At 35.6% G+C, this 25,478-nt stretch carries 27 protein-coding genes; 21 read left to right on the top strand and 6 right to left on the bottom strand.

The window, feature by feature from the left end:
- The first annotated feature begins 9 nt into the window (after positions 1-9).
- The 6 genes from bioA (at position 10) to GGR42_RS08260 (ending at position 6,709) form a co-directional block, all read left to right on the top strand.
- The gene (gene bioA / locus GGR42_RS08285; RefSeq protein ID WP_245201414.1) at positions 10-1,296 is read left to right on the top strand and encodes an adenosylmethionine--8-amino-7-oxononanoate transaminase; all 1,287 of its coding nucleotides are present in this window, start codon (positions 10-12) and stop codon (positions 1,294-1,296) included.
- Positions 1,297-1,298: 2 nt separating this feature from the next.
- Entirely contained in the window at positions 1,299-2,456 is a 1,158-nt protein-coding gene (locus GGR42_RS08280; RefSeq protein WP_167962747.1) for a beta-ketoacyl synthase N-terminal-like domain-containing protein, read from the top strand.
- 69 nt (positions 2,457-2,525) lie between these two features.
- Positions 2,526-3,104 (top strand): hypothetical protein, encoded by a 579-nt coding sequence (locus GGR42_RS08275; protein ID WP_167962745.1) that lies wholly within the window; start codon positions 2,526-2,528, stop codon positions 3,102-3,104.
- 4 nt (positions 3,105-3,108) lie between these two features.
- Positions 3,109-4,545, top strand: coding sequence for a flotillin family protein (locus GGR42_RS08270; RefSeq protein WP_167962743.1), 1,437 nt, complete (start codon positions 3,109-3,111; stop codon positions 4,543-4,545).
- 131 nt (positions 4,546-4,676) lie between these two features.
- Positions 4,677-5,771 carry a biotin synthase BioB gene (gene bioB / locus GGR42_RS08265; protein WP_167962741.1) on the top strand — a complete coding sequence of 365 codons (1,095 nt, stop codon included), beginning with the start codon at positions 4,677-4,679 and terminating at the stop codon, positions 5,769-5,771.
- Positions 5,772-5,845: 74 nt separating this feature from the next.
- The gene (locus GGR42_RS08260; protein ID WP_167962739.1) at positions 5,846-6,709 is read left to right on the top strand and encodes a cupin-like domain-containing protein; all 864 of its coding nucleotides are present in this window, start codon (positions 5,846-5,848) and stop codon (positions 6,707-6,709) included.
- Here GGR42_RS08260 and GGR42_RS08255 read toward each other — a convergent pair.
- The 3 genes from GGR42_RS08255 to GGR42_RS08245 form a co-directional block, all read right to left on the bottom strand.
- A complete protein-coding gene (locus GGR42_RS08255) occupies positions 6,706-7,179 on the bottom strand; it encodes a regulatory protein RecX (RefSeq protein WP_167962737.1) in 474 nt (157 codons plus the stop codon). The genes GGR42_RS08260 and GGR42_RS08255 overlap by 4 nt on opposite strands.
- A 54-nt stretch (positions 7,180-7,233) precedes the next feature.
- Positions 7,234-8,781 carry an Rne/Rng family ribonuclease gene (locus GGR42_RS08250; RefSeq protein WP_167962735.1) on the bottom strand — a complete coding sequence of 516 codons (1,548 nt, stop codon included), beginning with the start codon at positions 8,779-8,781 and terminating at the stop codon, positions 7,234-7,236.
- A gap of 265 nt (positions 8,782-9,046) precedes the next feature.
- Entirely contained in the window at positions 9,047-9,346 is a 300-nt protein-coding gene (locus GGR42_RS08245) for an HU family DNA-binding protein (RefSeq protein ID WP_317169690.1), read from the bottom strand.
- A 119-nt stretch (positions 9,347-9,465) separates the two neighbouring features.
- Here GGR42_RS08245 and mutY point away from each other — a divergent pair, with 119 nt between their 5' ends.
- From mutY to gldD, 4 genes are read left to right on the top strand one after another with little or no spacing between them, the layout of a single operon-like run.
- The gene (mutY, locus tag GGR42_RS08240; RefSeq protein ID WP_167962731.1) at positions 9,466-10,503 is read left to right on the top strand and encodes an A/G-specific adenine glycosylase; all 1,038 of its coding nucleotides are present in this window, start codon (positions 9,466-9,468) and stop codon (positions 10,501-10,503) included.
- Between the two features lie 24 nt (positions 10,504-10,527).
- Positions 10,528-10,989, top strand: coding sequence for a single-stranded DNA-binding protein (locus GGR42_RS08235; RefSeq protein WP_167962729.1), 462 nt, complete (start codon positions 10,528-10,530; stop codon positions 10,987-10,989).
- Between the two features lie 19 nt (positions 10,990-11,008).
- The gene (locus tag GGR42_RS08230) at positions 11,009-12,334 is read left to right on the top strand and encodes a gliding motility-associated protein GldE (protein WP_167962727.1); all 1,326 of its coding nucleotides are present in this window, start codon (positions 11,009-11,011) and stop codon (positions 12,332-12,334) included.
- A complete protein-coding gene (gene gldD / locus GGR42_RS08225) occupies positions 12,327-12,890 on the top strand; it encodes a gliding motility lipoprotein GldD (protein ID WP_167962725.1) in 564 nt (187 codons plus the stop codon). The genes GGR42_RS08230 and gldD overlap by 8 nt, the downstream gene beginning before the upstream one ends.
- Here the strand turns inward: gldD and GGR42_RS08220 are convergent, their stop codons facing one another.
- Complete coding sequence (locus GGR42_RS08220; protein ID WP_167962723.1) at positions 12,891-13,313, bottom strand: hypothetical protein; 423 nt, start codon at positions 13,311-13,313, stop codon at positions 12,891-12,893.
- A 314-nt stretch (positions 13,314-13,627) separates the two neighbouring features.
- On the opposite strand from GGR42_RS08220, the gene rplU reads away from it, so the two are divergent.
- The 4 genes from rplU to GGR42_RS08200 all read left to right on the top strand — a co-directional run bounded on the left by rplU (position 13,628) and on the right by GGR42_RS08200 (position 18,590).
- Complete coding sequence (gene rplU, locus GGR42_RS08215) at positions 13,628-14,167, top strand: 50S ribosomal protein L21 (RefSeq protein WP_167962721.1); 540 nt, start codon at positions 13,628-13,630, stop codon at positions 14,165-14,167.
- 25 nt (positions 14,168-14,192) lie between these two features.
- A complete protein-coding gene (gene rpmA / locus GGR42_RS08210) occupies positions 14,193-14,453 on the top strand; it encodes a 50S ribosomal protein L27 (RefSeq protein WP_167962719.1) in 261 nt (86 codons plus the stop codon).
- Positions 14,454-14,650: 197 nt separating this feature from the next.
- Positions 14,651-17,506: a TonB-dependent receptor gene (locus GGR42_RS08205; RefSeq protein ID WP_167962717.1), complete on the top strand. Its 2,856-nt coding sequence runs from the start codon at positions 14,651-14,653 to the stop codon at positions 17,504-17,506.
- 70 nt (positions 17,507-17,576) lie between these two features.
- Complete coding sequence (locus GGR42_RS08200) at positions 17,577-18,590, top strand: phytase (protein WP_167962715.1); 1,014 nt, start codon at positions 17,577-17,579, stop codon at positions 18,588-18,590.
- Here the strand turns inward: GGR42_RS08200 and GGR42_RS08195 are convergent.
- A complete protein-coding gene (locus GGR42_RS08195; protein WP_167962713.1) occupies positions 18,582-19,103 on the bottom strand; it encodes a 5' nucleotidase, NT5C type in 522 nt (173 codons plus the stop codon). The two genes, GGR42_RS08200 and GGR42_RS08195, sit on opposite strands and share 9 nt — an antisense overlap.
- A 170-nt stretch (positions 19,104-19,273) precedes the next feature.
- Here GGR42_RS08195 and GGR42_RS08190 point away from each other — a divergent pair, with 170 nt between their 5' ends.
- A complete protein-coding gene (locus GGR42_RS08190; RefSeq protein ID WP_167962711.1) occupies positions 19,274-19,849 on the top strand; it encodes a peptidylprolyl isomerase in 576 nt (191 codons plus the stop codon).
- An 83-nt stretch (positions 19,850-19,932) separates the two neighbouring features.
- Here GGR42_RS08190 and ahcY read toward each other — a convergent pair whose 3' ends face one another.
- Complete coding sequence (gene ahcY, locus GGR42_RS08185) at positions 19,933-21,243, bottom strand: adenosylhomocysteinase (protein WP_167962709.1); 1,311 nt, start codon at positions 21,241-21,243, stop codon at positions 19,933-19,935.
- An 87-nt stretch (positions 21,244-21,330) separates the two neighbouring features.
- Between ahcY and GGR42_RS08180 the strand changes: the two genes are divergently transcribed.
- The 6 genes from GGR42_RS08180 (at position 21,331) to GGR42_RS08155 (ending at position 25,339) form a co-directional block, all read left to right on the top strand.
- Entirely contained in the window at positions 21,331-21,963 is a 633-nt protein-coding gene (locus GGR42_RS08180; RefSeq protein ID WP_167962707.1) for a 4'-phosphopantetheinyl transferase family protein, read from the top strand.
- A 20-nt stretch (positions 21,964-21,983) separates the two neighbouring features.
- Positions 21,984-22,244, top strand: coding sequence for a thiamine-binding protein (locus GGR42_RS08175; protein ID WP_167962705.1), 261 nt, complete (start codon positions 21,984-21,986; stop codon positions 22,242-22,244).
- Positions 22,228-22,860, top strand: coding sequence for a nicotinamide riboside transporter PnuC (gene pnuC / locus GGR42_RS08170; RefSeq protein ID WP_167962702.1), 633 nt, complete (start codon positions 22,228-22,230; stop codon positions 22,858-22,860). Before GGR42_RS08175 ends, pnuC begins: the two co-directional genes overlap by 17 nt.
- On the top strand, positions 22,821-23,387 hold the full coding sequence (locus GGR42_RS08165; protein ID WP_167962700.1) for an AAA family ATPase: 567 nt from the start codon (positions 22,821-22,823) through the stop codon (positions 23,385-23,387). Before pnuC ends, GGR42_RS08165 begins: the two co-directional genes overlap by 40 nt.
- Entirely contained in the window at positions 23,384-24,922 is a 1,539-nt protein-coding gene (locus tag GGR42_RS08160; protein ID WP_167962698.1) for a DUF4301 family protein, read from the top strand. The genes GGR42_RS08165 and GGR42_RS08160 overlap by 4 nt, the downstream gene beginning before the upstream one ends.
- Before the next feature lie 243 nt (positions 24,923-25,165).
- Positions 25,166-25,339 carry a hypothetical protein gene (locus GGR42_RS08155; RefSeq protein ID WP_167962696.1) on the top strand — a complete coding sequence of 58 codons (174 nt, stop codon included), beginning with the start codon at positions 25,166-25,168 and terminating at the stop codon, positions 25,337-25,339.
- The last annotated feature ends 139 nt before the right edge of the window (positions 25,340-25,478 follow it).

Genomic DNA, 25,478 nt, shown 5'->3' with positions numbered 1-25,478 from the left:
AAGTAGGCTTTGTTATATTCCAATACATCTAAAAATCTTTCTGAAAGAGACAAAAAACATCTTTGGCATCCATTGACACAACACAAACTCCATCCTGAAATGTTGGGAATTGTAAAGGCAAAAGGATGTATTTTGTTTGATGAAAATGGGAAAGAATATATAGACGGAATTTCTTCTTGGTATACATCCATGTACGGCCATTGTAATGACTTCATAATAGACAAGGTGTATTATCAGATGAGGCAATTGGACCAAGTTGTTTTTAGTGGTTTTACCCATGAACCCGCTGTAAAACTATCTGAAGAACTGATTAAAATTTTACCTGTAAACCAAGAAAAGCTCTTTTTGTCTGACAATGGCTCTACCGCTACGGAAATAGGAATAAAAATGGCCTTACAATATCATCATAATAGAGGTAAAAAGCGCCACGTACTTTTGGCTTTTGAAGAGGGTTTCCATGGAGACACTTTCGGAGCTATGTCGGTTTCTGGTCTTTCAGTTTATAATGGTGCTTTTAAAGATTTTTTTATTGATGTAGAACGAATTCCTGTCCCAACAGACAAAAATGCTCATGAAATTGTTGATTTTCTGCGCAATAGGCTTGAAAAAGGCGATGTCGCCGGGTTCATTTATGAGCCACTGGTGCAAGGAGCTGCAGCCATGAAAATGCATAACGCTAGTCATTTAAACAATATTTTAAAAATAATAAAAGAAGAAGATGTTCTGCTTATAGCGGATGAGGTAATGACTGGTTTTGGAAAAACTGGAAAACATTTTGCTTCAGATTATATAGAGACAAAACCAGATATTATTTGCCTTTCCAAGGCGTTGACTGCAGGTATGGTTCCCATGGCCATAACTAGTTGTTCCATAAAGGTGTACAATGCTTTTTATAGTAATGATATTTCAAAAGGTTTATTTCATGGACATACATATACTGCTAATCCACTGGCCTGTAGTGCTGCATTAGCAGGCTTGGAATTATTGCAAACTGAGGAAATCCAAGGAAATATTCAGGAAATAGTTAAATGGCATCAGGAGTTTAATGAAGAAATAAAACACCACCCAAAAGTAGCTTCTACTAGGCAAATAGGAATTATTTATGCCCTTGATTTGAATGTAAAAATGAAACGATATGGAAATCTCAGGGATAAACTTTTTAAGCATTTCATGGACAATGGAGTATTTCTTCGACCTTTAGGCAATACCATATATATACTAGCTCCTTATGTTATTACAAAGGAACAAATGCAGAAAATATATAATAGTATAAAAAGTATTTTGAATATTATTTGATTATGTTCAGCGAACCCATTTCCATAACTGCCATTTCTTCTATATCCCCTTTGGGAATTTCTTTGGAACAAACATGGGAAAATTATATTAAAAATGTTCATTTTTTAAGTCAACGGGAGTATGGTGGTACTCAAGAATGGGTGGCACGACTGCCAGATATTGCAAAACGGGAAATAGAAAATCTCAGGTTGTCCGATTCAAAGTATAAAAATTTGGACAAAAGTGTTTTGTATGCCTTATTTGCCTCAAGAAAGGCTGTTGAAATGGCCAAATGGAAATCAAAGGATAATTTTGGAATCAATATTGGATCATCACGTGGTGCTACCTCACTTTTTGAAAAATATCATGAAGAATTTCTAAAAAAGAATTCAACATCCACTTTGGCATCTCCAACAACAACATTGGGAAATATTTCATCTTGGGTAGCGCACGATTTGGGCACTCAAGGCCCAGAAATATCCCATTCTATTACTTGTTCCACGGCTTTACACGCTTTATTAAATGGCGTCGCATGGATTAAAAGCGGTATGGTAGATAAGTTTTTGGTGGGAGGAAGCGAAGCTCCTTTAACCCCCTTTACTATTGCACAAATGAGGGCTTTAAAAATCTATTCAAATGAAAATAGTGACTATCCATGCAGGGCACTGGATTTAAAAAAGAAAAAGAACACTATGGTTTTAGGAGAGGGAGCATCTATGGCATGTCTTGAAAAAGGAGAAAAAGTGAATTCTTTGGCAATGATTGTAGGGGTAGGATATGCGACCGAAGTTTTGGAACATAATATTTCGATTTCCACAGATGCACAATGTTTTCAGAAATCTATGAAAATGGCTTTGGGAAATATTAACCCAAATGAGGTAGATATAATCGTGATGCATGCTCCTGGGACAATTAAGGGAGATTTGTCGGAAACAAGAGCAATTGAAAAAGTTTTTTGTAACAAAAGTCCTCATTTGACTACTAATAAATGGAAGGTCGGGCATACTTTCGGAACTTCAGGAATGTTAAGTGTTGAGCTGGCTGTTTTAATGTTACAGCATCAGAAATTTATAAAAGTTCCATTTTTGAACAATGTTTCATTTCCCAAAAAAATTGAAAAAGTACTGGTAAACGCTGTTGGGTTTGGAGGTAATGCTGTGAGTATCTTGCTGTCAAGATAGTTAAGGAATATAAATGGGAAGAACCTAAAAGTTGTTATCTTACAATTGATAATATAAAATGTATAATATATGGAAGCATGGTTTTCTGCTTTAACTCTTTTTGAAAAAGTGTATTGGGTTATTGCAATACTCTCGTCTATAATTTTTATAATTCTTCTTGTTTTAACTCTTATAGGGGGAGATGCAGATGATTTTGGAGGAGATGTTGATGCTGATATTGACGCCGATACAGGTATTGGCTTTCAATTTTTATCATTTAAAAACTTAATGGGATTTTTTACCATTTTTGGCTGGACTGGTATAGCGTGTTTAGAGGCTGGTTGGACAAAGAGTATTGTAATATTTGTTTCCGTTTTATGCGGATTGCTAATGATGTTTGCAATGGCTGCATTGTTTTATTATCTAAGCAGGTTGCAGAGTAGTGGGACACTTAAACTAAAAAATGCCTTAAACCAAATAGGTGAAGTATACCTTACTATAGGAGCCAATCGTTCCAACATTGGTAAGGTAAGTATTAATGTTCAAGGAACATTAAGAGAATTGGAAGCACTTACAGACGAAAAAAAAGATTTAGTGCTGGGAAATGTAGTGCGGGTAAAAGAAGTAACCGATAACGGGCTTTTAATTGTTGAACTCCTTAATAAATAATCATATGTTAATAATATCCTTGCAATTGGGAGGTGGATTCTCCTTATTGGCCATTGGCTTTGCCATTTTATTCTTTTTTATCATTATAATTTCTTTTATAAGGCGCTATAAGCGTTGTCCTTCCGATCGTATTCTGGTGGTATACGGAAAGGTGGGGTCTGGTAACTCTGCACGATGTATTCATGGCGGTGCGGCCTTTATTTGGCCAGTAATTCAAGATTATGAATTTTTGGATTTAACCCCTATTTCAATAGAAGTAGATCTGGTTAATGCTTTAAGTAAGCAAAATATTCGGGTTAATGTTCCATCAAGATTTACTATAGGGATTTCCACAGAACCTGGGGTAATGCAAAATGCTGCTGAACGCTTATTGGGACTGGGCATGCAAGAGGTACAAGATTTGGCCAAGGAGATTATTTTTGGTCAATTACGTCTTGTGGTGGCGTCTATGGATATTGAAGAAATCAACTCGGATAGAGATAAGTTTTTGACAAATATTTCTCAAAGCGTAGAGTCAGAACTAAAGAAAGTAGGGTTAAAATTAATCAATGTTAATATAACCGATATTGTTGATGAATCTGGGTATATAGAGGCATTGGGAAAGGAAGCGGCCGCGCACGCCATTAATGCTGCACGTAAATCTGTAGCAGAAAAAAATAGGGATGGTTCTATAGGTGAGGCAAATGCTCTTCAAGATGAACGAACACAGGTGGCGGCAGCAAATGCCCAAGCTGTTGAAGGAGAGAATATAGCAAAGATTAATGTAGCTAATTCAGACTCTCTACGTCGTCAAAGAGAAGCAGAAGCAGAGCGAACTGCAATTGCTTCAGAGAAAGTGCAATCGGCCAAGGCGTTGGAAGAATCATACGCTGCTGAAAAGGATGCAGAAATTGCAAGGGCAGAAAGAGAGCGTAGTTCTCAATTGGCCGATGTTATTGTACCTGCTGAAATTGACAAGAAGAAAGTGGAAATCGATGCAGAGGCGGAGGCTGAGATGATACGCAGAAGGGCAAAAGGTGAAGCCGATGCCATCTTGTTTAAAGCACAAGCAGAGGCAAAAGGTTTGTTTGAAATATTAACAAAACAAGCGCAGGGTCTTGATGAAATTGTAAAAGCTGCAGGGAATGACCCTAAAGATGCTGTATTGCTTTTAATTGCCGATAAATTGCCCGAGCTGGTAAAAACCCAGGCAGAGGCTATTAAGAACATCAAGATAGATAAAGTTACAGTTTGGGAGAATGGAAGCGGGAAAGATGGCAAAACATCAACTTCTAATTTTATTTCTGGAATGTACAAAGCGGTTCCTCCATTACAAGAAATGTTTAATATGGCAGGGATGCAATTACCGGAGTATCTAAAAGGAAAGGAAACTGGGAATGAGGATGTAAAAGAGGAAAATATAAAAGAAACCAAACCTAAGAATAAGGAAGGAAAAGAATAATCTTTCAATTTATTTAATCTTAAAAGACCTGTTGAATTAATACAATCAAGAGGTCTTTTGTTTTAGAGACTTTTTCTTTATTGGGATTTGATTTGTAATAGCTTATTTTTGAAACCGAATATATGGATTTTATGAGTGAGATAAGACACAATTGGACTAAACAAGAAATTCTTGAGATTTACAATAAGCCCTTAATGGAATTGTTGTATGATGCGGCAACAATACATCGTAAAAATCACGACCCAAATACTGTACAGGTTTCCACCTTATTGTCCATCAAAACTGGAGGTTGCCCAGAGGATTGTGGATATTGTCCGCAAGCTGCTCGTTATCATACAGATATAGAAGGAAACGATTTAATGCAAGTTTCACATGTCAAAGCTCAAGCCCTGAGAGCTAAAGCATCTGGTAGTTCTAGGGTTTGTATGGGCGCTGCTTGGCGTAATGTTAAAGATGGACCAGAATTCGACCAAGTTTTGGAAATGGTACGTACCATTAATAAATTGGATATGGAAGTGTGTTGTACTTTGGGCATGCTCACTGAGAACCAGGCCCATAGGTTGGCAGAAGCTGGTCTCTATGCCTACAACCACAATTTGGATACTTCAGAAGATTATTATAAAGATGTAATTTCTACCCGTGCTTTCGAGGATAGATTGGAAACTATAGACAATGTTCGTAAAAGCAATGTTACCGTTTGTAGTGGCGGTATTATAGGTATGGGAGAAGAATTGGAAGATAGAGCAGGAATGTTGGTCGCTCTATCCACTTTGGACCCACAACCAGAATCGGTTCCAATTAATGCTTTGGTAGCGGTGGAAGGGACCCCGATGGAGGATATAGAACCTGTCTCAATATGGGAAATGATTCGCATGGTTGCCACTACGAGAATTGTAATGCCAGAAACGCAAGTAAGATTGTCAGCTGGAAGAACAGAAATGAGTAGGGAAGGTCAAGCTATGTGCTTTTTTGCAGGTGCCAATTCCATTTTTGCTGGTGATAAATTGTTAACCACACCCAATCCTGATGTAAATGAAGATATGGAAATGTTTAAGCTTCTGGGGTTAAATCCTCAAAAGCCATTTACTAAAATTTCCCAACCCAAAACAGTTGAAGCTGAAGATTCCAAACTTGTGCCATTTGGGGAAAAACCAAAATGGAGTAGGCCGGGGCATATTATCGAACGAAACGAAATTGCCAAAGGAAAAGCTAAAATTGTTGACTAAACCCACATCTACAAGAAATTTTTATTATTTTATATTGTTGTGTTTTTTAACTTTGATAGTTAAACACTTAAAGATTGACTCTGAATTTATATGAAATTCCAAGGGTAAAGACCCTTTCCAAAAAGGACTTTATAAACAATTATTTTAAACCACAGAAACCTGTGGTGATAGAAGAGTTTATAAAGGATTGGCCTGCATATTCCAAATGGGATTTGGAATATATGAAAGGAGTTGCCGGGGATAAAATGGTTCCATTGTATGATGACAGACCTGTAGATCATAGGGATGGGTTTAATGAAGCACATGCAACGATGAAAATGGCAGATTATATAGATTTGCTTAAAAGTGAACCTACAAAGTATCGTATTTTTTTGTGGAATATATTTAGAGAAGTGCCAGAACTACAAAAAGATTTTATTTATCCAGATTTCGGGTTGAGGCTTATGAAGAGATTGCCAATGCTTTTTTTTGGAGGTTCTAATTCCCATACCTTTATGCATTATGACATTGATTTGGCTAATATTTTTCATTTTCATTTTGAAGGAAAGAAAGAGTGCATCCTATTCCCGCAGACCGAGAACAGATTTTTATACAAAATCCCACATTCATTAATTGTCCATGAAAGTATTGATTTTTCTAACCCAGACTTAAATAAGTGGCCAGCATTAAAAAATGCAGAAGGATATAAAACACATTTGGGGCATGGAGAAACCTTATATATGCCAGAAGGTTATTGGCACCATATGAAATATCTTACCCCAGGGTTTTCTATGAGCCTACGCTCAATTGCCCACAACCCTATTAATCTAGGAAAGGCTTTTTATAATGTATTGTTCATGAGAAATTTTGACAATATTATGCGCCGATTGAAAGGTCAAAAATGGATAGATTGGAAAAATGAAAAAGCAATTGTAAGAACCCAAGACAACTTATCTTAATTGATAAGTTCCTTAACTTTTTCATACACCAAATGACTTTCCCAACCTCGGTAGAGTAAATAGTCTGCCAATTTCTTTTTCCTTTTTTGTGGATTTCTTTCCCTTAATTCTTGAACCCTTTTTATAGCTAAAGCTTCCAAGGTTTCAAGATATACGTCCTGATCAATTTCTTGTAGAGCATTGTTAATATTATATTTTGTTATTCCTCTTTTTTTTAGCTCTAGGATAATTCTATTTTTCCCCCATTTCTTAATCTTAAATTTCCCTCTGGCGTAACTTCTGGCAAAACGTTCTTCATTTAGGTAATTCTCATGTATCAAATGGCTTAATATATGGTCAACAGCTTCTGGAATCATTTTCATTTCCTTTAACTTGTCTACAACTTCTTTATGACAACGCTCTTGGTAGGCACAAAATCTTTCTATTTTTTTAGTAGCCTCAGAGAGGGTGTAAGTTTTTTGGGAATACATCTTTCAAATTTAATACAAACAAAAAAAGCGACTCCGTTTTCGAAGTCGCTTTTTTTAATATATAGTTTTACCGTCTTTATTTTTAAAACGATATTCAAGGTATGTATATGCATCCCTAGGCTGTACTTTAATCCATTTCTTATGTTCTAAATACCATTTAAAACGAATGGATGGAAAACCTTGGGTTAGGTATGCTGCTATAAATGGATGAATATTTAATGTTATACCATTTTTATCAGCAGGTCCTTTTAGCAATTTTTCCAAATCAGAATTTATCTTATCTATCAAAACAATTGGAGCCTCTACCTCTTGGCCACTGCCATTGGGGTTTTCCTCACTTGTTTTAATATTCATCTCTGGACGAACCCTTTGTCTTGTAATTTGTATAAGGCCAAATTTACTTGGAGGTAATATTTTGTGCTTGGCCCTATCGTCTTTCATTTCATCCCTAAGATGATCAAAAAGCTTTCTTCTGTGGTCAGGCTTTGTCATGTCAATGAAATCTACTACTATGATACCTCCCATATCACGCAAACGTAGTTGTCTTGCAATTTCAGAAGCTGCAAGTAGATTTACTTCCAAAGCCGTATCCTCTTGGTTTTTGGCCTTATTAGATCGGTTGCCACTGTTCACATCTATTACATGTAGTGCCTCAGTGTGTTCAATGATCAAATAAGCACCTTTACTCATGGTAGCTGTTCTACCAAAAGAGGTTTTAATTTGCCTTTCTATCCCAAATTTCTCAAAAATGGGAACAGAAGAATTATACAATTTTACTATGGATTCTTTTGCTGGTGCAATTTCTAATACATAGTCTTTAATCTGGTTATAAAGTGTTTCATCATTTACATGGATTCCAGTAAAGGAATCATTAAATACATCTCTTAAAATAGAAGATGCCCTATTAAGCTCTACCATAGCTTTGTAGGGATGTGGTGCTTTATATAATTTCTTACACATTGCTGTCCATTTGGTCAACAAGTTCTGTAGATCTTTATCCAGTTCTGCAACTTTTTTGCCGTCTGCAACTGTTCTAATGATAACTCCAAATCCTTTTGGCTTAATGCTTTTTACAAGTCTTTTTAGCCTATCTTTTTCCTCGTTGGAATCTATTTTTTGAGAAACAGAAACGCGATCAGAAAAAGGGACCATAACTAAATATCTTCCTGCCAATGATAGCTCGGAACTAATACGTGGTCCTTTAGTGGATATGGGTTCTTTAACAATTTGCACCAATAAAGATTGATTGGCTTTGATAACATCGTTTATGCTACCATTTTTATCAATATCTTTTTCAAATGGAAAATTTTTAAGGGAATAATCTTTTAATTTCCCTGTACTCACATTTTTCACAAACTTTAGCATCGAAGATAATTGAGGCCCAAGATCATGGTAATGCAAAAAAGCATCTTTCTCATAGCCTACGTTTACAAATGCCGCATTAAGACCTGTTACAGGCTTTCTAATTTTGGCAAGAAAAATGTCACCAACAGAAAAGTTGTTGTTATCTTCTTCTTTATGTAATTCTGTGAGTTTTCCATCCTTTAACAAAGCAAAATCGACGGCAGTGGAACTAGATCTTACGATTAATTCTCTATTCACCTGAATCAATTTTTATTTATCCCGATGGCATTGGCCATTCTTCTGGGATAAATAGATTAAACAATAGTTATTACAGGTTGTATAATAAAACCCGTCGAAATCCTTTTTGGGATTTCTATGTCAATGAACGTATAAAATGAAAAAGTAGTTAAGATAACTACTTTTTCTTGTGACGGTTAGCTCTCCTACGCTTTTTTCGCTTATGGGTAGCTACCTTATGTCTCTTTCTTTTTTTACCACTCGGCATAAATATTCTTTTTAATTGTTATTTAACTTGTACATTGCTTTTTACACCCTCAACAAATACCTTGGCAGGTTTAAATGCAGGAATGTTGTGTGCTGGTATTTTTATGGTAGTGTTCTTAGAAATATTTCTACCAGTTTTTTCTGCTCTAGTTTTGATTATAAAACTACCAAAACCTCTTAAATAAACATTATCACCACTTTCCAAGGAAGTTTTTACCTCTTCCATAAAAGATTCAACAGTTGCTTGTACATCTCCTTTTTCAATCCCCAGTTTCTCCGAGATTTTCGTTACAATATCAGCTTTCGTCATTTTTTTAATATAAATTTTCCGTATGTTTTTTTTAGGGTTGCAAATATATAAATTAAATTCAATCTTTTATCCTAATGGACTAATTTTAAGTATTTAAACAGTTACTTTTACCCATTATTGTTATAATAATGTCTTTTTCTGAAAAAATAATAGCATGGTACCTTCTAAATAAAAGAGACCTGCCCTGGAGAAACACTAGAAATCCATATAATATTTGGCTTTCTGAGATAATGCTTCAGCAAACAAGAATTGCCCAGGGAACGCCTTATTATCATAAGTTTATAGATAATTTTCCAACAGTGGAAGATTTAGCTAATGCTAATGAACAGGAGGTGTTAAAACTGTGGCAAGGATTAGGGTACTATTCAAGAGCAAGGAATTTGCATGCCACCGCTAAAAAAGTGGTCAATGATTTTGATGGGGAGTTTCCAACTACTTATAAGGGGTTAATTAAGTTGAGGGGAGTTGGTGATTATACCGCAAGTGCCATTGCCTCATTTTGTTTTAATGAACCAGAACCTGTTCTTGATGGAAATGTATTTAGGGTTTTAGCAAGGTATTTTGGTGTTGCCATACCTATTAATAGTTCTAAGGGAAGTAAATATTTTAAAGAGCTTGCTAAAGAAGTTATGAATATTGGGAACATAAGGGATTATAATCAGGGCATAATGGAATTTGGTTCTATTCAATGTGCTCCTAAAAACCCAAAATGTAGTAATTGCCCATTAAATGATGGATGCATTGCGTTAAAAGAAGACAAAGTCCATCAATTGCCTGTAAAGCTTAAAAAAACAAAAGTAAAAGCTAGATATTTCAATTATTTGGTGTTAATGGATGATGATTCTAGTACTTCATTCATTAAAAGGACAGGAAAGGGCATATGGCAAAATTTATTTGAATTTCCCCTGTTGGAAACTGAAAAAGAAATCAATTTAGAGGACCTAAAAAATGAAATATCGAAAGTTGTAGAATTGGATGAAGTGTCCAATATATACCTATATAATGAACAGCCTATAATTCACAAACTTTCACATCAACATTTGCATACCAAATTTTGGATCTTAAAAACCCATGCTAAGATTAAGGAAGGAATAGAATTTTCTAAACTGGACAAGTATCCCGCACCAGTTTTAATAGCAGATTTCATAAAAGCATTTAAAATTTAGTATTTTTGATTTAAGTTAAAAGTTATGAGCGGAACATTGAATAAAGTGATGTTAATTGGGCATCTAGGGGATGAGGTAAAAATTCACTATTTTGAGGGAGGTAACTGTATTGCTCGTTTTCCATTGGCAACCAATGAGACTTATACCAATAAGCAGACAGGAGAAAAAGTGACCAATACAGATTGGCACAATATTGTGGTGCGTAACAAGGCCGCAGAAATATGTGAGAAGTACTTAAGTAAAGGGGATAAAATATATGTAGAGGGAAGATTAAAGAACAGACAATGGCAAGGCGAAGATGGTAATACTAGGTATACCACGGAAGTGCATGTACAGGAGTTTACTTTCTTATCCACCAAAAAAGAAAGTTTGGCAAATGCAAATTCCAATGCTCAACAACAACAATCCCAATCAACTGCAGCTACTCCTAAAGAGCAACCACAATCTGTCAGTGAACCGGAAAAGGATGATGATCTACCATTTTAACTAAATTAAATTGTAACTATTGGACCCAGACCCCCTTAGTTTATTGTTGTACTTCTCTGTTTTCAATGGCAGTTTTGCCATAAAAGCAATCATTTTAATAATTCTTTTAGTATGTTCAGCACTTATTTCTGGTGCGGAGGTGGCATTCTTTGGACTTTCTTCAACGGATATAAATGAGTTGCTAGAAGAAAAAAAAGCAACTGGACAAATAGTTGGTAAACTTCTGGAGCGGCCTAAAAAATTACTTGCTACCATTTTAATTGCCAATAATGCAATCAATATTGGAATTGTTCTTCTGTTTAGTTCTTTGGGAAACGTGTTGTTTTCTAATATAAACTATCATTTTTTTGGAGTTATATCCGCTAGGTTTTTATTGGAAGTTGTGGTTATAACATTCCTGATTTTAATGTTCGGAGAAATTTTACCAAAGATTTATGCTAATAGGAACAGAATTAATTTTTCAATGTTAATGGCGTATCCTATAAAAGTTCTGGACTTTGTTTTTTCCCCTATTAGTATGCCCATGAGGTCTGCAACCATTTTTTTGCACGATAAGCTGGGAAGACAAAAATCCAATTTAAGTGTAGACCATTTATCACAAGCATTGGAGCTTACCGATGAAGGGGATACTACAAAAGAAGAGCAAAAAATATTGGAAGGTATTGTTTCTTTTGGAAATACCGACACCAAACAGGTGATGTGCCCAAGGATAGATATTTTTGCATTGAGTGAGGGCATGAAATTTCTGGAAGTGCTCCAAGAGATAAAGAAGAATGGATATTCCCGTATTCCGGTGTTTTCGGAAAATATGGACAATGTCCTGGGCGTGCTTTATGTTAAAGACCTTCTGCCCTATATCGACAGGAAAACCTTTAACTGGATTTCCTTGATAAGAGAGCCCTACTTTGTTCCTGAGAATAAGAAATTGGATGATTTGCTTTTGGAATTCCAGGAAAAGAAAAACCATTTGGCCATTGTGGTAGATGAATATGGCGGCACTTCTGGTATTGTAACTTTGGAGGATATTATAGAGGAAATTGTTGGGGATATAAGTGATGAGTTTGATGATGTAGACTTGGTCTTTTCAAAGCTAGACGAACATAACTATGTTTTCGAGGGGAAAACCACTTTAAAGGATTTCTATCGTGTGGTAAAGATTGATGATGAAGATGATTTTGAAGAACAGAAAGGAGAGTCGGAGACCATTGCAGGGTTTGTTTTGGAAATTGCAGGGGTGTTTCCTAAACGAGGGGAAACAATAAAGTTTAAGGATTATCAGTTTATTGTTGAAAGTCTTGATAAAAAAAGATTGAAGCAAATAAAAATCATCCTTCCAAATGCATAACAAACTTTTTTACATAGTTATTTTGATTTTAGTTTTTGTGGGTTGTAAGGATGATAATGTTCTTCCCAAACCAAAAGCTATGTTACGACTGGATTACTCAGTTGAACCTACCAAGCGACTGAAATCATCTAATTGTCATTATAATTTTGAGTATAACCAGATGGCGAGAATTGAGGCCGGTGACAATTGTTCAATGTCATTGGATTACCCAATGATGAAGGGCTCTATTTTTATAACTTATAAAAAAGTAGAAGGGAATATAAACAGTTTGTTGGCCGATGCTCAGAAATTGTCATATGAACATGCCATAAAGGCCGACAATATTATAAATCAACCTTTTGTTAATGAAGATGACAGGGTTTATGGAATGTTTTATGAAGTAAAGGGGAATGCTGCTTCACAAGCTCAATTTTATGTAACAGACAGCACAGACCATTTTGTAACGGGTTCCCTATACTTTTATGCTAAACCTAATTACGACTCAATTTATCCTGCCGCCATTTATCTTCAAAAAGATATTCGTAGGATTATGGAAAGTCTTAGGTGGGAAGAATAACTATTCTTTCTTTAATAAAGCCTCAGCTTGTTCAATACTCTTGTTAATTTGCTCTTTAAGGGCTTTCACTTTTTCTTCCTCCTCACTTAACCATTCTTGCTTTTCAGCAGTAAGTTCCTTGCCATTTAGGATTTCATCAGAATTAAACCTGTCCCCAAATCCTTGCATCCAATCCATCATCGTTTTGTGGGAAGCTTGTAAATCTCTTTTGGCAGCTTCATACTTTAAGCCAATTTCAGTACTGTCTACCTTATCGTTTAATTCACCTACCAATTTTCCAATAACACTCATTTTTGGCATTACTTCATCATGTATTGCCATCACCTGTTCCATTTGGGTGGGTTCCTCAATTTCTTTTTTGTCTTTCTTGCATGAAAGTGCCAATAGGGTTATTAGTATTACGATAAAATTTATCTTTTTCATTTCTATAAATTAAAAACCTGTTAGGTCAAAGTTAAAAATAATTAACCTCACAGGCATAAAAGAATATTGTATTTAAAATGTATACTGTGTTCCTAGTGTGATCCCATCATTCTTTTTTAATTGGACACCATTTCCCATTTTGGCATATTGGAAAGACATATTATACATTTTAAACCTATACACAGATACTTAATAATTTTCTTGTTAAGCCACTTTTTTTGCGTAAATCGCTTGTAGAATACGGAATTAGCAGTATATTTGCACCCGCCTATTAAAAAAATGGGCTCAATATTTTAAATAAAAATATACACATTATGTATGCAATCGTAGAGATAGCAGGGCAGCAGTTTAAAGTTGCAAAAGACCAAAAAGTGTATGTTCACCGTTTGCAAGAAGACGAAGGGAAAAAGGTATCTTTTGACAACGTTCTTCTTATTGAAGATGGAAAGAGCATTACTATTGGCGCCCCAGCTATAGACGGAGCCGCTGTTGAGGCAAAAGTCGTTAAACACCTAAAGGGTGACAAAGTAATTGTCTTTAAAAAGAAAAGACGTAAAGGTTACAAAAAGAAAAATGGTCATCGTCAATATTTAACCGAGTTGGTTATTGAAGGTATTGTAGCAAAAGGAGCTAAGAAAGCAGCTCCAAAAGCTGAACCAAAGAAAGAAGCACCTAAAGCTAAGGAGACTGCAGCTCCGAAGAAAGCAGCTGCACCAAAAAAGGAAGCTCCAAAGACAACAGAAGATTTAAGTAAAAAGACTGTTGCTGAATTAAAAGAGTTGGCTAAAGCTAAAGGAATTGAAGGTTTATCTTCAATGAAGAAAGCAGAGATTATAGCTGCTCTAAGCAAATAAGAAAAACGAATAAAAACAATATATCATGGCACATAAAAAAGGTGTTGGTAGTTCTAAAAACGGTAGAGAATCAGAATCGAAACGCTTAGGTGTTAAGATTTATGGTGGGCAAGCTGCCATTGCAGGAAATATCATCGTAAGACAACGTGGTACAAAACACAATCCTGGTGAGAATGTATATGCTGGTAAAGACCATACATTACATGCTAAAGTTGATGGCTTGGTAAAGTTTCAAAAGAAAGCTGGTGGAAAATCCTATGTTTCCATTGAGCCTTTTGAGGCATAAGTAATACTATATTTTATGAAAAACCCTTTCCATTTGGAAAGGGTTTTTTGTTTTGTACCCATTTGTTAGATCAACGTTTCATAATTATTAAGAATCTTCAAATTTTAAATAATCATCACTTAAACATCAAAATGAGATAACATTCCTGAGCGTTGATACATATAACTTGCGACCCTTAATCAACTAACTCAATGAAAATGCAAAAGATTCTACCACCTCTTTTTATGTATCTATTATTTACCTTATTTATTTCCGCCCAAGAAGGGAATATCCAAGGGACTATTTCTGATGAAAATGGAATTTATGTTCCTGGAGCGAATGTTATAATTTCCGATTTAAGTAAAGGAGCAATTTCCGATTTTGATGGCAGATTTACTTTTGTGGGCATCCCAGAAGGGAGCTACATATTAAGTATTTCATATTTAGGGTATGCCGATGTTGAACAGCAGGTGGAAGTCACCACTGGGGAAACAACAGCAGTATTAATTACAATGGTTCCAAAAAGTTTGGAATTGGACGGTGTTGTGGTAACATCCTATGGACTTAGCGGACAATCCCGGGCATTGAATACACAAAAAACAAACTTAAATATTACGAATGTTGTTTCCACCGACCAAATTGGAAAGTTCCCTGATGCCAATATAGGTGACGCTGTAAAGAGAATCCCAGGTATTACCATGCAGGTAGATCAGGGTGAGGCTAGGAATATTATTGTTCGTGGACTTTCTCCCCAATTGAATTCAGTTACATTGAATGGAAGTAGAATTCCATCTGCTGAAGGAGATAATAGAAATGTTCAAATGGATTTAATCCCGTCTGATATGATACAAACCATTGAGGTTAACAAAGCGGTTACTCCAGATATGGATGCGGACGCATTGGGGGGCTCGGTAAATTTAATAACTAGAACCGCACCGCAAGGTTTTCGCTTGTCGGCAAATATTGGATCAGGTATTAATTTTATTACCGATAAGGCCATATTAAATGGTTCGCTTCTTGTGGGAGATCGTTCAAAAAACGGAAAATTTGGTTGGATGCTGGCAGGGTCCTTAAACGATAATGATTTTGGTTCACATGATATTGAAGCTGAATGGACGGATGAATTTGAATTTTATACAGGAGTTGATGATGGTGAAGGAGAGCCAATTTTAGATGAAGTGGATGTTGACCCCTTTGTAAATGTTTTTGAAATGCGTACTTATTTGGTACAGCGTATAAGAAGAAGTTTTTCTGCCAATTTTGATTATCAATTTGATGCTAATAACAATGTTTTCCTTAAGACAATGTATAACTGGAGAGATGACAGAGAAAATCGTTTTAGGTTGGAACATGAAATTTTGGATGGTGAGGATATTGAAGCTGACGATTTTACTATTACCAACGGTGTTCCAACCCGTTTCCCTGTGGAAGTTAAAAGGCAAACCAAGGGAGGTATAGATAATGACCGCAATAAAAATAGACGCTTAGAAGACCAGCGTATGCAGAACTATAGCTTGGGAGGAAATCACTTGTTTGGTAATTTGAAAATGGATTGGATGGCCTCCTATGCTAAAGCTTCCGAAGAGCGTTTGGATGAGCGTTATGCAGAATACGAATCAGAATATATAATCAATAATGATGTAAGTGACTCGGAATTTCCTTTGTTTACCTCAGCTGATGCAACTGATGCAAATGATTTGGGGAATTTTGAATTTGGAGAAATAACAAATGAGAACCAATATACAGAAGAAGAAGATTTAAATGTTTTCTTGAATTTTGAACTGCCTGCAGATTTCTTTGGAAATGGTGATGGAATCATAAAGTTTGGAGCTCGTGGACGGTTTAAAAGCAAACTAAGGGACAATGATTTTTTTGAGTTTGATCTAGAAGACGATTTCCCAACTTTAGCTGATGTTCCCACCAAAGATTATACGGATGAAAACTATGTTGCAGGAAGTCAATATGAAGCTGGGTTATTTGCTAGTGAAGAATGGCTTGGTGGTTTAAATTTGAATACTGGTGGTGAATCTGTACCAGATGAATTTTTGAGGGCCAATTTTGATGTGGAAGAAAATGTGTGGGCGGGCTATGCAATGACCAACCAAAAACTATCCGATAAATTAGGAGTTTTGATAGGACTTAGGGTTGAAAATACCAATATTAAGGCTACAGGAAATCAAATTGAGGATGAAGAAGATGTTATTGGTGAAATTACCGAGGAAAGCTCATATACCAATGTTTTACCAGGTGTACACTTTAAGTATGACCTGTCAAATCAGACCATCTTACGCTTTGCTTGGACTAATACCCTTGCAAGACCCAATTATGCGGATTTAGTTCCAACCTTAGATGTTGTTTTTGGTGATGAAGAGATATATGTGGGTAATCCAGATTTGGACCCAACCACATCAATGAACTTTGATTTAATGGCAGAGCATTATTTTGAAAGTGTAGGACTACTTTCAGGAGGTTTGTTCTATAAAGACATTAATGATTTTATCTATGTTTTTCAGGGAGAGACGTCTGATGATTCTTTTGGTGCAGGCACTACGGGCTTTGATGTTTATCAACCTTTAAATGGTGATAGTGCTTCAATATTTGGAGTGGAGATTGCTTTTCAACGACAGTTGGATTTTCTTCCAGGTTTTGCCAAGAATTTCAGTTTGTATCTAAATTATACTTATCTATCATCTAATGCAGATGGTATTAGAAACGAAGATGGTGATGAGCGTACAGATTTAGATTTACCCAATACCGCACCCAATATGTTCAATGGTTCTGTAGGATATACGGATAAAAAATTCAGCGCAAGGCTGTCGGGTAATTTCTCTGATTCTTATATTGATGAAATTGGGGGAAATGCTTTTGAGGATAGATATTATGACCAACAGTTCTTTATGGATTTTAATGCCAGTTTTGCCATTAACGATAACCTTAGGATATACGCCGATTTAAACAATATTACCAATCAGCCATTGCGCTATTTCCAAGGCGTTAGAGAACGTACCATGCAAGCAGAGTTTTATGAAAGAAGACTTACTTTTGGATTGAAATACGATATATTTAAAAAATAAAAGCACCTAATACTGCCTTAAAAACCGTCTTCTCTATGAGGTGGCGGTTTTGTCATTAAAATATTAGACTATGAAACTTTATTTGCCATTATTTTTTGTTGTTCTCGTTTGTGTACTTTCTTGTAATGACAAGTTGCCCGCTATTTCCCCAGACGTTATTACCGAAAACACCTTGAATGATACAGATGACCCTGCTATTTGGATAAACCCTAACAATGCATCAAAAAGTATAGTTTTTGGTACCGATAAAGAAACAAATGGTGCTATTTATGCTTTTGATTTGGATGGAAAAATCATAGAAGATAAAACCATTAGAAATATTCAAAGACCCAATAATGTAGATGTGGAATATGGTTTTCAATTGAATGATTCAACTACTGTTGATATTCTTGTTTTCACGGAAAGAGAGAAACAACAGATTCGCTTGTTCTCAGTGCCAGATATGAAACCTTTGGACAATGGTGGTTTCCAAGTTTTTGAGGATGAAACTTCTTTGGAAAATAAGCTGCCAATGGGTGTTAGTCTCTATAAGTCAACAAAGGATGGTGCTGTTTATGCCATTGTTGGAAGAAAAACAGGCCCTGGTGATAATTATCTATACCAATATGAGCTACAAAGTGATAGTGTTGGGGTAAAATCTAATTTGGTTAGGAAATTTGGGAAGTTCAGTGGTAAAAAGGAAATAGAGGCTCTTGCCGTAGATGATGAATTGGGCTATGTGTATTACTCAGACGAACAGCATTGTATAAGAAAGTATTATGCAGAACCATCTATGGGAAATAAGGAACTTGGTTGTTTTGGAGGGGAGTTTTTTAAAGAGGATATAGAAGGAATTGCAATAGCCGTTCAATCCAACGGTGAAGGCAGTATTATTGTGTCTGACCAACAAAAAGGGCAGTTCAATATTTTTTCTAGAAAAGACAATTCATTTGTAAAAGCTGTAAACCTTTCTACTTTGGAAACAGATGGCTGTGATGTGGTCACGATGCCATTGAACAGGACTTTTCCAAACGGTCTTTTCGTTGCTATGAACGATGAAAAGAACTTCTATTTTTACGACTTGGGAAAGTTGGGCCTACAGTAATTTGTCTGCTACTTCTTGCCAAGTATTTACCCGCTCAAAATCAGTTTCATGAACGTTATGACCCGAAGTAAATAAAAGGGATCTTCCCTCAAAACGCTCATGATTATAACTACGGTCATCAATAAGTACATCGCCATTTAGAATAAATTTGTGACCGCATAGAATACGATTTGTCCATTCTATGAATGGAAAAAATTTATCCAACCAATCACTTTTTTCCTTTAATGAGTTTGGAAATTGCATGGCTGCGGAAGCAATATATAATTCATGCATTGCGGCAAGTTCTCGCATAACTTCCTGACTATCTTTTATAGGTTTTAGATCTTTAAAGAAACCAATTGTATTGGCATGGTTACGAACACTCGCATGCCTTTCTTCTGGGACAGCCTGCCATACTTCCTTGCCCCAACATTCTTCAACGGTTAAATTTTCATTAAAGTCTTTATTATAGAGTTCTACATGGGCACCGTAAGTATCGGCGATTACCTCATCCATATCAACAAAAATGGTCATAAACTAAATTTTTAACTAAGTTCTAAAAAAACAATATGATTATGAAAGGAATATAGAGAGTTATTTTTTTATTTACCATATTGTAACACTAACTGAGCCATAATTATTTGTCTTGTTATTAAACCTAATTTTATTTTCTATTTTTAATATTCTTTATTCAATACCGTATCATGAAAAAAATAGTTTTACTGTTCGCTGTTATTTTGTTGTTTTCTTATACTGAAGAAAAGAAATATGAAGTAGGTCAGATATTAACACCCAAGGGAGAGGTTTTGGTATGGCTATATAATGAAACACCCAAACACAAAGCCAGTTTTGTGCAATTGGCAAATGATGGGTATTGGGATTCTTTAACTTTTAACCGGGTGATTCCTAATTTTGTGGCCCAAGGAGGTTGTCCAGATACCGCGGAAGGGTTTAATGATTCAGAATATTTGTTGGAACCAGAATTTAATGACTCCCTTTTACATGAATATGGAGCTTTGGGAGCTGGTAGGGATGGCAATGCCGAGAAACTTTCTGCTCGTTGTCAGTTTTATATTGTACAGAATAAAGAAGGATTGCACCGTTTGGATGGTGATTATACGGTCTTTGGAAAAGTAATAAAGGGTATGGATGTTATTGATGCCATTGTGAATGTAGAACGAGACTCTACTGATACCCCATTAATACCTATTTCATTGGATGTAAACATGATTTCTATAAAAGAAAGGGATTTACAGAAACTATACCCTGATTTTAAATAAGGGTATTCTATTAAAAAACCCTTCATTTTAAATGAAGGGTTTATTTTTATAAGAGCCCCTGAAACAAGTTCAGGGTGATGTTCTTAATATCGATAATACTCAGGTTTAAATGGGCCCTTTGTGGAAACTCCAATATATTCAGCCTGGTCTTCACGCAGTTCTGTAAGCTCAACACCTATTTTGGCCAAGTGTAATTTAGCAACTTTTTCGTCTAGGTGTTTTGGTAACATATATACCTCATTTTTATAGGCATCTCTATTGGTCCATAACTCAATTTGAGCTAGAGTTTGGTTCGTAAACGAATTACTCATTACAAAACTTGGATGCCCTGTTGCACAGCCTAAATTTACTAAACGGCCTTCTGCCAATAGGATAATATCGTTTCCGTTGATGTTATACTTATCAACCTGAGGTTTTATTTCAGTCTTTTCCGAATTATTATTCAACCATGTAACATCAATTTCATTATCAAAATGACCAATATTACAGACAATGGTTTTATCCTTCATGGCTTGAAAATGTCTTGCTTGTACAATGTCTTTATTTCCAGTTGTGGTAATTACAACATCGGCATTTCCAACCACGGTTTCCAATTTTTTCACTTCAAAACCATCCATAGCAGCCTGTAAAGCACAAATGGGGTCAATTTCAGTAACAGTTACAATACTACCAGCACCCTTAAAAGAGGCTGCGGTACCTTTGCCAACATCACCATAACCACAAACAACCACACGTTTTCCAGCCAACATTATATCTGTAGCACGGCGGATAGCATCCACAGCACTTTCGCGACAACCATATTTATTGTCAAACTTGGACTTGGTAACACTGTCATTTACATTAATAGCTGGCATAGGTAATGTTCCAGCTTTCATACGGTCATATAAACGGTGAACACCTGTTGTGGTTTCTTCACTTAAACCATTAATGCCTGAGGCTAATTCTGGATACCTGTCTAAAACCATATTGGTAAGATCTCCACCATCATCCAAAATAAGGTTTAAAGGCTGTCTATCTTCACCAAAAAACAAAGTTTGTTCTATACACCAATCAAATTCCTCTTCATTCATACCTTTCCATGCATAGACTGGAATTCCAGCAGCGGCAATCGCAGCAGCAGCATGGTCTTGGGTAGAGAATATGTTACAAGAACTCCAAGTAACATCGGCACCAAGAGCAACCAGTGTTTCTATTAAAACAGCGGTTTGAATAGTCATGTGCAGGCAACCTGCAATTCTAGCACCTTTTAAAGGTTGGGATGCACCATATTCATCACGCAGTGACATTAGTCCTGGCATTTCAGCCTCGGCCAATTCAATTTCTTTTCTTCCCCATTCAGCAAGGTCAATATCTTTTACTTTATATGGGATGTATGGGATAGTTTCTGTACTCATATCCTTTTTTATTTTTACTTTCGTTGTTCTCAGTGATTTTCACCAGAAATTAGTGACTGCAAAGGTAATAATAAGTTAAATAAACCCATGCCTCTTTATAAAACTATAACAGTAACATCCTTGGTTAAGGTTTATATCTGGAAGATTGAAGAATCTGAAGAAGAACTCTCAGAAAATATTGAACTTACTGATCATTGCCAGTCTCGTTTTAATGGAATGAAATCTGTGATGCACCGAAAGGGATTTATGAGCATTCGTCATTTAATGGCGGAAGCTGGGTATACAGATTTTGATTTGTTTTATGATGATGCCGGAAAGCCTCATTTAAGGGATGGAAAATTTATTTCTATTACCCATTCCCATCATTTTACTGGGATTATTGTAGCTGATAAAGATGAGGTAGGAATTGATATCGAAATGCAGCGTGACAAAATCCTTAAAATTGCCCATAAATTTACTCCAATAGAGGAGTACAGGACTTTAGCGAATGCGGATGCCCTCATTCGTAAATTGACAATGGTTTGGGGCGCTAAGGAATCACTTTATAAAATATATTCAACTCATGGATTAAGTTTTTTACAACATATTGATGTCCATGATTTTTCCATGGAGGAAGAAAAAACCACCGCAGAGATTTTGTACCAAGGAGATTCATCTACCTATGATGTTTTCTTTGAGGAGTTTGAAGATTTTACCTGTGTTTATGCAATAAAAAAGTAACTATATAAAAGACATAACCAATGAACATATCAGTAGAACTAACATTAACACCGCTCCAAGATACATTTGAAGAGCCTATTATAAGTTTTATAAAAAGATTAAGATCATCAGGACTAACAGTTTTGGAAAACCCATTGAGTACACAAGTTTATGGAGAGTATGATAACGTAATGAGTATACTACAAACAGAAATTAAAGAAGCATTAGAAATGGTAGATAAAGGACTTCTTTATATGAAAATAGTTAAATCTGATAGAAGTGAGTATGAACCACATTTTTGACTTTTTTCTAGAACCTTACCAAGGAAGACCTGTTTCTTTGATTATTTTGGAAGCTACGGCATTCTTTTTTGGAATTGCCAGTGTTTACTATGCAAAAATTGAGGATATAATGGTCTATCCTACGGGTCTTATTGCCACTGTCATCACGGTATATATTTTTTTTATAGATGATTTATATGGGGATATGATGATGAATTTTTATTATTCAATAATGAGTATTTATGGATGGTGGAATTGGTCTAGAAAATCAGATAATAAATTGATAGTGCATATTTCCAGAACTAATTATACGGAGAAGGGCATTGGTTTTTTTCTGTTTTTGACCACCATGGTTGTTACCTATATCGTTTATGTTATATCGGGAACAGAAATAAAACCATCAAATTATTTAGATATATTCACGTCAGGAGTATTTTTTACTGCAATGTGGTACATGGCCAATAAAAAAATTGAGAATTGGACACTTTGGATATTTGCAGATTTAATAACTGTTCCACTATATGCATCAAGAGGTTGGGGAATGTTTTCACTTCAATATTTAATTTTCACTATTTTGGCAATTCAAGGATATTTTGCATGGAAGAAAAATTTAAACAAGAGCCCTCAGACATTGTAAAAATAGTTTTGTTTGGTCCAGAATCTACTGGTAAGACAACTTTGTCCGAACAATTGGCGAGGCATTACAATACTGTGTGGGTGCCAGAATATGCTAGAGAATATCTACAGGACAAATGGAACAATGAGCGCAAAACTTGTGAGCCACACGATTTATTGCCAATTGCGGAAGGACAAATGAAGTTGGAAAACGAATTGACCAATAAGGCAACAGATGTATTAATCTGTGATACGGACCTTTTGGAAACGAAAGTATATTCAGAGGCCTATTACGTTGGGCATTGCGACCCTTTGTTGGAAAAGTTTGCTTTGCAAAATACATATGACCTCTATTTTTTAACCTATATTGACATTCCGTGGGAAGAGGACGATTTAAGGGACAAACCTACCGAACGAGAAAGAATGTTTCAATATTTTAAAGAAACTCTGGAGAAGTATAATAGGAATTTCATTATTTTAAAGGGAGATAAAAAAATTAGATTGGCTACGGCTGTTAAACATATTGACAAACTATTGAACAGAAGATGAATTTTAACGAGAAAGACCTAAAACAATTAGCAAGCAAGGGTATATCAAAAGAAAAAGTAGTAGAACAGGTAGAGACTTTTAAGAAAGGAATTCCTTTTGTAAGATTAGAAAAAGCTGCTATTATTTCAGACGGAATATTAAAACTTTCCGATGCAGAGGAAAAGAATCTCATTGAAAAATTTGATGAATCTATTTCAGGTCTATCCCTATTGAAATTTGTACCGGCTTCTGGAGCCGCCTCAAGAATGTTCAAGGCCTTGTTCAATTTTTTGGATACCTATAATCCTTCTAGTGAATCCTTGGAAGCATATTTGGAGCGTACAGGTGATAAGAACATGAAAATCTTCTTTGATGGATATCAAAATTTTGCCTTCTATGATTTAATTCAAAATAGTATTAAAGGAAAGGCTACATCCAAAGATGAAGAAAAATACCTATTTGTAAAACAAATGATGTTAGAAGAAGGATTTAACTATGGGTTTTTTCCCAAAGGATTGCTGCCTTTTCACGATTATGGAAATTATGCAGCCACTCCTTTTGAGGAACACTTGAATGAGGCTTCGGCTTATGCCAAAGCAGACGGCACAGCCAATTTACATTTTACCATATCGGAACAACATGGGAAAATGTTCAATGAAGAGTTTAACAAGGTAGGGGAGCGTGTATCACAAAAGACCAAGACTTCTTTTAACGTTGGGTACTCTTTTCAGAAGCCTTCAACAGATACTATAGCTGTTGACATGGAAAACAATTTGTTTAGAAATTCTGATGGGTCTCTTTTGTTTAGACCTGGTGGTCATGGTGCATTGATAGAGAATTTGGATGAACAAAACGCCGATGTAATTTTCATCAAGAACATTGATAATGTTGTGGTTCCAAAATTTGCAGAAAATGTGGGCAATAGTAAAAAAGTTTTAGCGGGACTACTTTTACAGGTTCAGGGAATGGCATTTGACTATGCTGCATTGTTGGATATGGTTGAAATTACAGCAGAGCAACTAAATGAAATCAAGGACTTTTTGGAAACTAAGCTTAATGTAAGGTTTTCGGGTAAGTTTAATAGTTTTAGTATAGGGGAACAAATAAAAATCCTTAAGGATAAAATAAATAGACCTATACGGGTTTGTGGTATGGTCAAGAATGAAGGAGAACCAGGAGGAGGCCCGTTTTGGATAAATGATGGCCAGGGTAATATATCTCTACAGATTATTGAATCTGCACAAGTAAATATGGATAATGAATCCCAAGTGGAGATATTGAAGGGCTCAACGCACTTTAATCCTGTAGATTTGGTTTGTGCGGTAAAAAATTATAAAGGAGAAAAATATAATCTTTTGAATTTTGTGGACCATAGGCAAGGTTTTATAACGGAGAAGACCAAAGAAGGGAAAAACCTCAAGGCTATGGAACTTCCCGGATTATGGAACGGAGCAATGGCCTTTTGGAATACAATTTTTGTAGAAGTTCCATTGATTACTTTTAATCCCGTTAAAACAGTTAATGACCTTTTAAAGCCTGCACATCAAAATAAATAGTTCGTTAACCATCATATAATCAACAAAATGCGCTTTATTGCGCATTTTTTTATTTCCGAAAGTGACCTAACAAATAATAGTGTGTCTAAATATATAGAAGACTAGAACAAATCTAGCTATAATAGAAATGAAAGATTATTTGATAGTGGCAATTTTAATACTAAGTATTTCAGCTTTTATTATTGGAATGTGCATTTTAGTTCCGCCGCTACTATCCCATAAAAAAGGGCAACCAGAGAATAAATGAATCATTTTATAAAATCAATGGTATTTGGAATTGTAACCTTATTTACGTTCTTGGTTGCATCCCAGATATTGAACAACGATACAAAGGAAAAGTATAAAATCTCGGACAATGCTATGCATGCACTAACCAGTGATTCCCCGGGGCCTACCGCTAATAATGAGAATTTATAATATGTAAATATATCAGGTCAGGAACAACAAAGTTTGCGAGCAATCGCGGACAACGTTAAAACTCCTGAATTGGTTGGTTTGGTTGGAAAGGCTGCTTTGGCAGCCTTTTTTTATTATTTGTTTTGGATTACATTCTTTA

It is taken from the genome of Saonia flava (assembly GCF_011927795.1).
Lineage (GTDB): Bacteria > Bacteroidota > Bacteroidia > Flavobacteriales > Flavobacteriaceae > Saonia > Saonia flava.
Note: the sequence above shows the minus strand (reverse complement) of the source record. Positions and strands in the feature narration are given on the sequence as shown.

What these genes read in the sequence shown, in the direction of transcription:
- GGR42_RS08280 (WP_167962747.1), top strand. Translation starts at nt 1,299, where the DNA reads ATGTTCAGCGAACCCATTTCCATAACTGCCATTTCTTCTATATCCCCT.
- GGR42_RS08275 (WP_167962745.1), top strand. Translation starts at nt 2,526, where the DNA reads ATGGAAGCATGGTTTTCTGCTTTAACTCTTTTTGAAAAAGTGTATTGG.
- GGR42_RS08270 (WP_167962743.1), top strand. Translation starts at nt 3,109, where the DNA reads ATGTTAATAATATCCTTGCAATTGGGAGGTGGATTCTCCTTATTGGCC.
- bioB (WP_167962741.1), top strand. Translation starts at nt 4,677, where the DNA reads ATGAGTGAGATAAGACACAATTGGACTAAACAAGAAATTCTTGAGATT.
- GGR42_RS08255 (WP_167962737.1), bottom strand. Translation starts at nt 7,179, where the DNA reads ATGTATTCCCAAAAAACTTACACCCTCTCTGAGGCTACTAAAAAAATA.
- mutY (WP_167962731.1), top strand. Translation starts at nt 9,466, where the DNA reads ATGTCTTTTTCTGAAAAAATAATAGCATGGTACCTTCTAAATAAAAGA.
- GGR42_RS08235 (WP_167962729.1), top strand. Translation starts at nt 10,528, where the DNA reads ATGAGCGGAACATTGAATAAAGTGATGTTAATTGGGCATCTAGGGGAT.
- gldD (WP_167962725.1), top strand. Translation starts at nt 12,327, where the DNA reads ATGCATAACAAACTTTTTTACATAGTTATTTTGATTTTAGTTTTTGTG.
- GGR42_RS08220 (WP_167962723.1), bottom strand. Translation starts at nt 13,313, where the DNA reads ATGAAAAAGATAAATTTTATCGTAATACTAATAACCCTATTGGCACTT.
- rplU (WP_167962721.1), top strand. Translation starts at nt 13,628, where the DNA reads ATGTATGCAATCGTAGAGATAGCAGGGCAGCAGTTTAAAGTTGCAAAA.
- rpmA (WP_167962719.1), top strand. Translation starts at nt 14,193, where the DNA reads ATGGCACATAAAAAAGGTGTTGGTAGTTCTAAAAACGGTAGAGAATCA.
- GGR42_RS08205 (WP_167962717.1), top strand. Translation starts at nt 14,651, where the DNA reads ATGCAAAAGATTCTACCACCTCTTTTTATGTATCTATTATTTACCTTA.
- GGR42_RS08200 (WP_167962715.1), top strand. Translation starts at nt 17,577, where the DNA reads ATGAAACTTTATTTGCCATTATTTTTTGTTGTTCTCGTTTGTGTACTT.
- GGR42_RS08195 (WP_167962713.1), bottom strand. Translation starts at nt 19,103, where the DNA reads ATGACCATTTTTGTTGATATGGATGAGGTAATCGCCGATACTTACGGT.
- GGR42_RS08190 (WP_167962711.1), top strand. Translation starts at nt 19,274, where the DNA reads ATGAAAAAAATAGTTTTACTGTTCGCTGTTATTTTGTTGTTTTCTTAT.
- ahcY (WP_167962709.1), bottom strand. Translation starts at nt 21,243, where the DNA reads ATGAGTACAGAAACTATCCCATACATCCCATATAAAGTAAAAGATATT.
- GGR42_RS08180 (WP_167962707.1), top strand. Translation starts at nt 21,331, where the DNA reads ATGCCTCTTTATAAAACTATAACAGTAACATCCTTGGTTAAGGTTTAT.
- GGR42_RS08175 (WP_167962705.1), top strand. Translation starts at nt 21,984, where the DNA reads ATGAACATATCAGTAGAACTAACATTAACACCGCTCCAAGATACATTT.
- pnuC (WP_167962702.1), top strand. Translation starts at nt 22,228, where the DNA reads ATGAACCACATTTTTGACTTTTTTCTAGAACCTTACCAAGGAAGACCT.
- GGR42_RS08165 (WP_167962700.1), top strand. Translation starts at nt 22,821, where the DNA reads ATGGAAGAAAAATTTAAACAAGAGCCCTCAGACATTGTAAAAATAGTT.
- GGR42_RS08160 (WP_167962698.1), top strand. Translation starts at nt 23,384, where the DNA reads ATGAATTTTAACGAGAAAGACCTAAAACAATTAGCAAGCAAGGGTATA.
- GGR42_RS08155 (WP_167962696.1), top strand. Translation starts at nt 25,166, where the DNA reads ATGAATCATTTTATAAAATCAATGGTATTTGGAATTGTAACCTTATTT.